The following is a 9,027-nucleotide window of genomic DNA, read 5'->3' as shown; positions in this document are numbered from 1 at the left end:
TGCCTGCAGAGGCACCCCAGCTTAGTGGAATGGCCCCACCACTTCCCGTGGAACGGGCCCACCACATCCGGTGGAATGGCCACCCCTCATCACGTGGAACAGGCCACCCACTTGACTGGAATCCCCAGGGACAACTTGGCCGGCAGGATGCATGACCCTCAACGCGGCCTCGGCTGCTTGGTTGCCATGCGTCCAGCGCTGCCGACCGGTTTGCCGAAGCCTTTTGCTCAGTTCATAAAAGTCGAGGCGGCAAAGAGGGAGCTAACCGGGGTACTCGCTGACCCAGAACTCCTGTCGAAGATGGGCGGATGGTCGGGCCTTTCTGAATTCTATGCGCGAAGCGTCAGCCCAAAAGCAGCCGAGCGGCTGAATCAACTCGGCTTCAGTCAGCCGAAGCAATTATTTCTCAGCGAAGTGGTTCGCCGCGAGATCGGGCGCGATCGGCGCGTCGCTCCCGACATGGCTGCTCGCCTAGGCCGAGTTTTGACCTCAGAAAGGGTCGAGAGGCTGGAGTTCACCGAGCGCAATGCACTGCTCGCAATGTTTGCGGAAATGGAATTCCTGATGGCGGACGGCGGCTGGCGCCGCGTCGCGCTGCCGCCACGAGATGCGCCGGAGCTCGATAAGGAAGACCAGCGTATCATCGCGTTCGCCCCCGATGCGAGCGTCGCCGACTCTGGCTATTCTGGAGCAGCACTCGCGCTCTATCGGCTCGCCCGCTATCAGAGTGGATACCGCGAAAGGCAGCTCGCAACACTTGTAGCGTGGGCTGGTGCGATGACCGAGCCCTGCCGCCAAGAGGCCGTGCTGCGCTACATCCTTGAAGGGGAAAGTGGAAAACGCCTAGCAGACGAGTTGAGGCGGACCCGTCCTGACTGGCTGCCCGGAACGGTGTGGATGCTGGAGCGTAGCTTACTCGTGACGAGCTGGGTAGAGAGCGACGTGAAGGCCCTCGCCGCGATGTTGCACCCCCAAGAAATCATACTCGGAGGCGGGGATCCCGTTGAGCAGGCGCTCGAACCGGTTGACCCCGCAGACTTCTTGGAGAAGGTGCACACCTGGTGGCAGCGCGAATGCGAAAAGAAGCGCGCAGACTATGACAAGAGAACGCTTCCGCCCGGCTTCGACCTGGCGAGCCTGCGTGACCGAGAAGCTGCGGATCAACGTGAGGGCTGGTTTACTTTCTTCGCGCTCGGTACATTCCGAACAATCGGGTTCGGATACGAGACGTCGCACGCTAATTTCATCGAACAAGCGCAGAGGGCCGGATGGTGGAGCGAGATGGCGAGGGCTCCGCTGCCAACCTCGCCCCAGCCATGGATAGATCGGCTCGAAGAGCTGGCACGAACTGACCTGATTCGGATTGATTATCCGCAGTGGAGACGAATGCTGGCAGATTTGTATGTCATCGCGCGATGGCTGCCGGATTATGTTGAGGCGTTTTGTAGCTTACCCTCTATCGCGCGCGATCGAGGCGAGGGTCTGCAACTATCGGATGCGTGGCGCATCAGCGCCTCCCCGATCTGGCAACGGCACGGTTTCGAAGGCGCGCCGATCACGCAGAGTCTAGGAGTTGGCGCAAACTGGATGATCCGAGAGGCGATCCGCCAAGGCTTCTGGGATGTCGATGAGCAAGAAGCGATGAAGCCATATGCTTGGGCGACCACACGAAGGCTGCGTGTACTCTTCGAACAGAGCATAGGGAAGAGCCTCGGTGAGCGTGCGGACATGGACAGATCTCCCGAAGTCTTTCGGATCGTACGCCGATATCTAGGGGATCAGGCCAACTTCCAAGGGGATCTGGATCTGCCGCTGCAAATATGGAGCCAATCCAAAATGGTCTATGACCCATTGATGGACTTGGAAAAGGATCCAGCGATGTCCGACAGTGAAGAAGAGGAGTTACTGAACGAATGACCAGTTTCGACATGAATCAGACAGTTCGGCATGAGCGACACGGCGAGGGACGTGTCGTTGCGGATCTCGGCGAAACTGTCGTCGTTCGGTTCGGCACAGAGATTCAACAGGTTGAGGTCGAGGAGCTTACACGGGTTCGAGCACTGTTTGACGCGATCGCCGCACGGCAAGTAGATGACACGCTACAGGTGTTGACGCGCGCTCAGGCACTAGCGATACAGTCGGTGAATGATCAATGGGGGGTCTTCTCACGTTCCCGCGTGACACTGTTGCCACACCAACTCTGGGTTTGCCGCGAGGTCACGCGAACATGGCCAGCGCGCTGGCTCGTTGCGGATGACGTCGGTCTCGGAAAAACCATTGAGGCCGGACTGATCTTGGAGCCCTTGATTGCCTCCGGCCGTGTACGGCGCGTGCTTGTTCTCACCCCGGCAAGGTTGGTGCCGCAATGGCGGCACAGATTGAAGACCATGTTCGACATCAGACTGCAGGAGTATGCGGCTGATCGCGACCGAGGACCTCTGACATTCTGGGATACGGCCAGCCAAGTCGTCGCCTCGTTCCACACACTGCGGCAGGAGCGGGCGCGGAAGCGCCTTCTCGCTGCGGAACCATGGGACATGGTGATGGTCGACGAGGCCCATCACTTCCAGTCGCGAGAGAAAGATACCACGTTGACCTATGATCTGCTCCGCGAACTGAAAGATGCCGACCGCATCCAGTCGCTACTTCTGTTTACAGGGACACCGCATCGAGGAAAGGACTACGGTTTTCTAGGGCTTATGCAATTGGTGCGACCTGATCTCTTCGACCCAGAACGGGACGTTGAGGAACAGCTGCCGCTGCTGTCAAAAGCGATGATCCGGAACAACAAAGCGCTTGCTACGGATCTCAACGGGCAAAAGCTTTTCAAGGCTGTTCAGACTGAAGCAGTGGATTATGGGTATTCGCCCGCTGAAGATGTATTCTACCAGACCATGTCCTCATTCATTCTCGATGGTCGCGCCTATGCTCTGAGCCTCACTGGCCGTCAGCAGTCCGCACGAATGCTCCTTCTTATCGCGCTTCAGAAGCTTGCGGCTAGCTCGATCGCCGCAATATGTCGCGCATTGGAGCGCAGACGAGATATGTTGTCTAGTAAAGCATCTCCGGTTGCCACTGCTTCACCCACCGAAAAGGAAACGACCGAGGATGAAAAAGCTGAGGCAGAGGAGCGACGTGCCGCAGAGGTTACCGTGACCTTGATGCAGAACGAAATAGAACGGTTGGACGAGATCTTAGCACTGGCAGCGGAGATTTCTGAGGAATCTAAGATCAAGCGGCTATTGGACCTCATCGAAGATCGCCTTGAAGCGGACGAGGCGCTTCTTCTCTTTACGGAGTACAAGGCAACACAGGCGTTGGTGTTTGAAACCCTTGAGAGGCGATTCGGACCAGGCTGTGCTGGATTCATCAATGGGGATGAACGCCTAGACGTTGTTTCGAGAGACGGCTCGTTCCGTACTCTCACACTCGCGCGTGAGGCGGCCGCTGCAGATTTCAACTCTGGCCGTACACGATTTTTGATTTCTACAGAGGCAGGCGGGGAGGGCATCGATCTGCAGGAGCGCTGCTCGACACTCGTACACGTAGACCTGCCTTGGAACCCTATGCGACTCCACCAACGTGTAGGGCGACTTCACCGATATGGACAGAAGCGATCGGTGCAAGTTTTTCTTCTTCGAAATCCCGAAACGGTCGAAGCGCGAATTTGGTCGTTGTTGGAGGAGAAACTTGCAAGGATCCAAGCTGCCTTGTCAGCCACGATGGATGAGGCTGAGGATATTTCACAGCTTGTCATAGGGATGGCTGGAGATGGGTTCTTCGATGAACTGTTCGCCAAAGCCAGCACCGGTCCGGCAGAGGGCCTTAAAGATTGGTTCAATGCCGAGACCAGCACTTTCGGCGGGCAGGATGCTGTTGACACTGTTCGCAGTTTATTGGGTAACGTCTCCCGCTACGACTTCCAGTCGGCAAGTGCGGAATTGCCAAGAGTGGATTTGCCTGCCTTGGAACCTTTTTTCCGAAATGCGATGCGGATCAAGGGGCGGCGCGTCACCCGTTCGGAGGAGGGCTTGTCGGTGGCGACCCCGGAAGCCTGGAGATCTGAGTTCGGCATGAGATCCCGCTACGATGGACTAGTTTTCGACCGCTCCCTTCCTAATGAGCGTGCCATGATCAATTTGCTGGGCGTCGGACATCCGCTTATAGACCGTGCTCTTGGCGAGTTGGCCGGCGCTGCGGCTCATTTGGGAAGAGCCGATGAACTTGAAAGACTACTGGTCGTTGCTCTGATCGAGGACGAGATCACTGGCACCGATGCTACTGTGCACAGAATAGTTATTGGTATTGAGAGAATTGAAAAGGGTCATGCCGTTGCTATTCGAGACTGGGAAGTGCTGCAGCGGCTGAATGAAATTCAATATCCACTGAAAAACGAAGTGCCGCCATCCGATCATGAAATTGAAGGCCTACAAATTTTGTTTAAAAAACTACCTGGCGTTCTGGAAAGTCTTGCCCTGCCTTTTCGGCGGCCCAAGGTGTCTCCGATACTAGTAGTTCTGCCAAAGCCGATTCACTAATTTGAAAAATAGGATTCACTCTGGCGAGAAGAATCGGGTATACTTGGAAATAGGCATTCAGACCCGAGCGGTATTGATGGTCAAATAAATTGCCCTCTTTTTAAGCCCTTGTTGTCAATGGCATTTCTATTTGCGCAGGGGAAGAGAGTCGGCGTATTGGCAGATGAGGCTTTGGGGGTGGGTGGTTTTTTTAGGCTAATTTAACATCTGCGAGGTCGTTTTAGTGTCCCTTGCCTTTTTGCGTGGCTCCACATATGACCCCCCCCATAGGCGCCAAAATAAGCCGGTTAGCACTCATACGTTACTGATTCCACGATCTCGACAATAGCTGATCAGCTCGTTCACTCGTGGCGGTAACTGCTGCAGTTGTCGCCGTCGGGGACGCTCAGACATGACCGCCAAGGCCTCATCCCAGCGCTCCAAGCACCAGCACGCAGTGCCCGTGATGACTGCCGCTAGTTCCTGGCACAGCACCTGGTAAGTGCGCCAGGGCGTGCTCGGTCGATGTTGATCCAGCCCTTGCCAAGGGGCTCGCTGCTGGGCGCGATGCTCCAGCAGCCACGCGTAGAGCAGCTTGCCGTACAGGTAGACATCGGCCAGCCCGCTGTTTCGGCGGGCCCGCAGACAGTCGAAATCAAGTAGGCTTTTTAGGCGCTTCATCAGCAGTTCCACCTGCCATCGGGTTCGATACAGCTCCATGACCGCCTCGGTAGGCAACATCGCAGCGGGCACGGTGCTGAGCACCAACACCCAGTCAGACAAGGTCAAGGTCTCAGCATCAGGGGTCGTCTCAGAAAACGGAAAAAATCGTACGCTAAGCATTCGCTGAGGCCGGTACCCAACGGTACAGCGTCGGGATGGACACACCGAGTGTCTTAGCAACGTCCTGGGGCGGCATTCCGCTGGCCAGCAGCTTCTTGGCTGATTCGATCTTGCTGTCGGTCATCTTTCGCTTGCGGCCGCCCTTGCGGCCGAGTTGCTTGGCGACTTCCAGACCGGCGCGTGTGCGCTCGACGGTCAGTTCGCGCTCCATCTCGGCAAGACTAGCCATGACGTGGAAGAAGAAACGGCCGGACGGTGTGCCGGTATCAATGGAGTCGGTGAGGCTCTTGAAGTGGACGCCTTGCTTGTGAAGGTCTCCGACCAGATCGACCAGTTGCTTGACTGACCGACTCAGCCGGTCGAGCTTCCAGACAACCAAGGTGTCGTCTTCGCGCAGCATTTCGAGTGCCTTTGCCAAGCCGGGCCGATCGGCGCGCGTGCCACTTACCTTATCTTCAAAAACCTTATTGCACCCAGCCTTAGTCAGGGCTTCGCGCTGCAGCTCTAGGTTCTGATCCTGCGTCGAGATTCGTGCATAACCAATTAGCATGGTTTGCCAGAACCCGTGAGAGGATTACTGTCCAGTCCCTCCATGAAGCTGCACGCATCCGTTGCCGCCTGCTGTATGTGGTCGAGATAGTCGGGTAGGCGGTTCTCACTCATACCGGCCGCGCCTCAGCGAGTATCTTGGCCCGGAATTTCTTCGGCAGATCGGCCGACGTCAGTACATCGACGCGGACGCCGAGCAGCGTTTCCAGCTCTTCTTGCAGGCCACCCAGATCGAACAGCGTCGCGCCGGGCAGTGCATCGATCAGCAGATCGAGGTCGCTGCCGTTCCGGTCGGTGCCGTGGAGCACCGAACCGAAGACGCGCGGGTTCGTAGTGCGGAAGCGGCCTACTGCCTCGCGCACCGCGCCTCGCTGCAGGTCAAGCACAACAGACGGTCGCATGGGCATGCACTCTTATCGAAACTCGTTGAGGGAGTATTCTATCAAGAATAGAGTTTCAAGAGCTAATTTCGAGAATCGCAACGTCTTGATTTAATGTGTCTCGCCCATTGTCTTGGCGGGCTTATCACAAACCTACGTTTTCAAGAATAAGGAAGCCCGCATGCCCCGCCGTTCGATCCTCTCCGCCGCCGATCGTGACCGTCTCTTCGCGCTGCCCGATACCGAAGACGAATTCATCCGGCACTATGCCTTCAGCGAATCCGATCTGGCGCTGATCCGTCAGCGACGCGGCGACGCCAACCGCCTAGGCGTCGCAGTGCAGTTGTGCTTGCTGCGCTTCCCTGGTCAGGGGCTGCTGCCCGGTGCTGCAGTGCCGACAGTACTGTTGCAGTGGATTGGGCGGCAGCTAGGGCTCGATCCGACGTGCTGGCCGCAGTATGCAGAGCGGGAGGAGACCCGGCGCGAACACCTGCTCGAACTGAGGGCATACTTGGGCATGGAGCCGTTCGGCTTGGCGCATTACCGACAGATTGTCCATGCCACGACTGAACTGGCCTTGCAGACAGATAAAGGCGTCGTGCTAGCCAGCGCTATCCTTGGCTCGCTGCGCTGCCAACACATCACCTTGCCGACACTGGAAGTTGTCGAGCGTGCCTGCGCCGAGGCGATCACCCGCGCCAACCGACGCATCTATGAAGCCTTGACCGAACCGCTATCGGACGCGCATCGCCGTCGCCTCGACGATCTGCTCAAACGCTGGGACAACGGCAAGACGACTCGGCTGGCTTGGCTACGCCAGTCGCCCGCTAAGCCGAATTCGCGGCACATGCTGGAGCACATCGAACGCCTCAAAGCGTGGCAGGCACTCGACCTGCCTTCGGGCATCGATCGGCTGGTTCACCAAAACCGGCTACTCAAGATCGCCCGCGAAGGTGGCCAGATGTCGCCCGCCGACCTAGCCAAGTTTGAACTGCAGCGCCGCTACGCCACCTTGGTGGCGCTCGCCATCGAAGGCATGGCCACTGTTACCGACGAAATAATCGACCTGCACGACCGAATCCTGGGCAAGCTGTTCAACGCCGCCAAGAACAAGCATCAGCAGCAGTTCCAAGCATCCGGCAAAGCAATCAACGCCAAGGTCCGGCTGTTCGGGCGGATCGGCCAAGCGCTGATCGAGGCCAAGCAGTCGGGGCACGATCCGTTCGCCGCCATTGAAACCGTTATGTCCTGGGAAGCCTTCGCCGAGAGCGTGACCGAGGCGCAGAAGCTCGCGCAGCCCGAGGATTTCGATTTCTTGCACCGTATCGGCGAGAGCTACGCCACGCTGCGCCGCTACGCGCCAGAATTCCTTGCCGTGCTCAAGCTGCGGGCCGCGCCCGCAGCCAAGGACGTGCTCGATGCCATTGAGGTGCTGCGCGGCATGAACAGCAACAACGCCCGCAAGTTGCCCGCTGACGCGCCAACCGACTTCATCAGGCCGCGCTGGCAAAAACTGGTCATGACCGACACCGGCATCGACCGGCGTTACTACGAACTGTGTGCATTATCGGAGTTGAAGAACGCGCTACGCTCCGGCGATATCTGGGTACAGGGGTCACGCCAGTTCAAAAACTTCGACGACTACCTGGTGCCGCCCACGACATTCGCCAGCCTCAAGCAGGCCAGCGAATTGCCGCTGGCCGTGGCCAGCGACTGCGACCAATACCTGCATGAGCGTCTAACGCTGCTGGAAACGCAGCTCGCCACCGTCAACCGCATGGCGCTGGCCAACGAACTGCCGGACGCTATCATCACCGAGTCGGGCCTGAAGATCACACCACTCGACGCGGCGGTGCCCGAGACCGCGCAGGCACTGATCGACCAGACGGCGATGATCCTGCCGCACATTAAGATCACCGAACTGCTGCTGGAGGTAGACGATTGGACCGGCTTTACCCGTCACTTCACGCACCTGAAGTCAAACGACCCGGCTAAGGACAAAAAACTGCTGCTGACCACGATCCTGGCCGACGCGATCAACCTGGGCTTGACCAAGATGGCAGAGTCCTGCCCCGGTACGACATACGCCAAGCTCGCTTGGCTGCAAGCCTGGCACATCCGTGACGAAACCTACGGGGCGGCATTGGCCGAGCTGGTCAACGCGCAATTAAGACATTCCTTTGCCGAGCACTGGGGAGACGGTACCACATCATCGTCGGACGGCCAGAACTTCCGCACCGGCAGCAAAGCTGAGGGCACGGGCCACATCAACCCGAAATACGGCAGCAGCCCCGGGCGAACGTTCTACACCCACATCTCCGACCAGTACACGCCGTTCCACACCAAGGTAGTAAACGTCGGTGTGCGCGATTCGACCTACGTTCTCGACGGCTTGCTGTACCACGAATCCGACCTGCGCATCGAGGAGCACTACACCGATACAGCCGGCTTCACCGATCACGTCTTCGCGCTGATGCATCTGTTGGGCTTCCGCTTCGGGCCGCGCATTCGCGACCTTGGCGACACCAAACTCTACATCCCGAAAGGCGAAGCTGCCTACGAAGCACTGCATCCAATGATCGGTGGCACACTGAACATCAAGCGCGTCCGTGCCCATTGGGACGAAATCTTGCGGCTGGCCACTTCAATCAAGCAGGGTACGGTGACGGCTTCGCTGATGCTCAGGAAACTCGGCAGCTACCCACGCCAGAACGGTCTGGCTTTGGCGCTGCGCGAGT

Annotated in this window: 6 protein-coding genes and 1 pseudogene; 3 read left to right on the top strand and 4 right to left on the bottom strand. The window is 58.1% G+C overall.

What is annotated here, in order from left to right:
• Together CKO15_RS12680 and CKO15_RS12675 are read left to right on the top strand one after the other, a co-directional pair.
• Nucleotides 1-1,917: hypothetical protein (locus tag CKO15_RS12680; RefSeq protein WP_207124127.1), on the top strand; the 1,917-nt coding region annotated here is incomplete at its 5' end.
• Entirely contained in the window at nucleotides 1,914-4,538 is a 2,625-nt protein-coding gene (locus CKO15_RS12675; protein ID WP_200196895.1) for a DEAD/DEAH box helicase, read from the top strand. The genes CKO15_RS12680 and CKO15_RS12675, both read left to right, overlap by 4 nt.
• Nucleotides 4,539-4,832: 294 nt before the next feature.
• On the opposite strand, the gene CKO15_RS12670 is transcribed toward CKO15_RS12675, so the two are convergent.
• The 4 genes and pseudogenes from CKO15_RS12670 to CKO15_RS12660 all read right to left on the bottom strand — a co-directional run bounded on the left by CKO15_RS12670 (nucleotide 4,833) and on the right by CKO15_RS12660 (nucleotide 6,310).
• Complete coding sequence (locus tag CKO15_RS12670; protein ID WP_207124125.1) at nucleotides 4,833-5,360, bottom strand: transposase; 528 nt, start codon at nucleotides 5,358-5,360, stop codon at nucleotides 4,833-4,835.
• The gene (locus CKO15_RS12665) at nucleotides 5,353-5,910 is read right to left on the bottom strand and encodes a recombinase family protein (RefSeq protein WP_200196883.1); all 558 of its coding nucleotides are present in this window, start codon (nucleotides 5,908-5,910) and stop codon (nucleotides 5,353-5,355) included. Before CKO15_RS12665 ends, CKO15_RS12670 begins: the two co-directional genes overlap by 8 nt.
• Nucleotides 5,911-5,942: 32 nt before the next feature.
• A pseudogene (locus CKO15_RS14775) lies at nucleotides 5,943-6,023 on the bottom strand (HepT-like ribonuclease domain-containing protein); the annotation flags it as partial.
• A complete protein-coding gene (locus CKO15_RS12660; protein ID WP_200196881.1) occupies nucleotides 6,020-6,310 on the bottom strand; it encodes a nucleotidyltransferase family protein in 291 nt (96 codons plus the stop codon). The pseudogene CKO15_RS14775 and the gene CKO15_RS12660, both read right to left, overlap by 4 nt.
• Before the next feature lie 160 nt (nucleotides 6,311-6,470).
• Here CKO15_RS12660 and CKO15_RS12655 point away from each other — a divergent pair.
• Nucleotides 6,471-9,027: Tn3 family transposase (locus tag CKO15_RS12655; protein WP_200196879.1), on the top strand; the 2,557-nt coding region annotated here is incomplete at its 3' end.

The sequence above is a fragment of the Halorhodospira abdelmalekii genome (genome assembly GCF_016583625.1).
Lineage (GTDB): Bacteria > Pseudomonadota > Gammaproteobacteria > Nitrococcales > Halorhodospiraceae > Halorhodospira > Halorhodospira abdelmalekii.
Note: the sequence above shows the minus strand (reverse complement) of the source record. Positions and strands in the feature narration are given on the sequence as shown.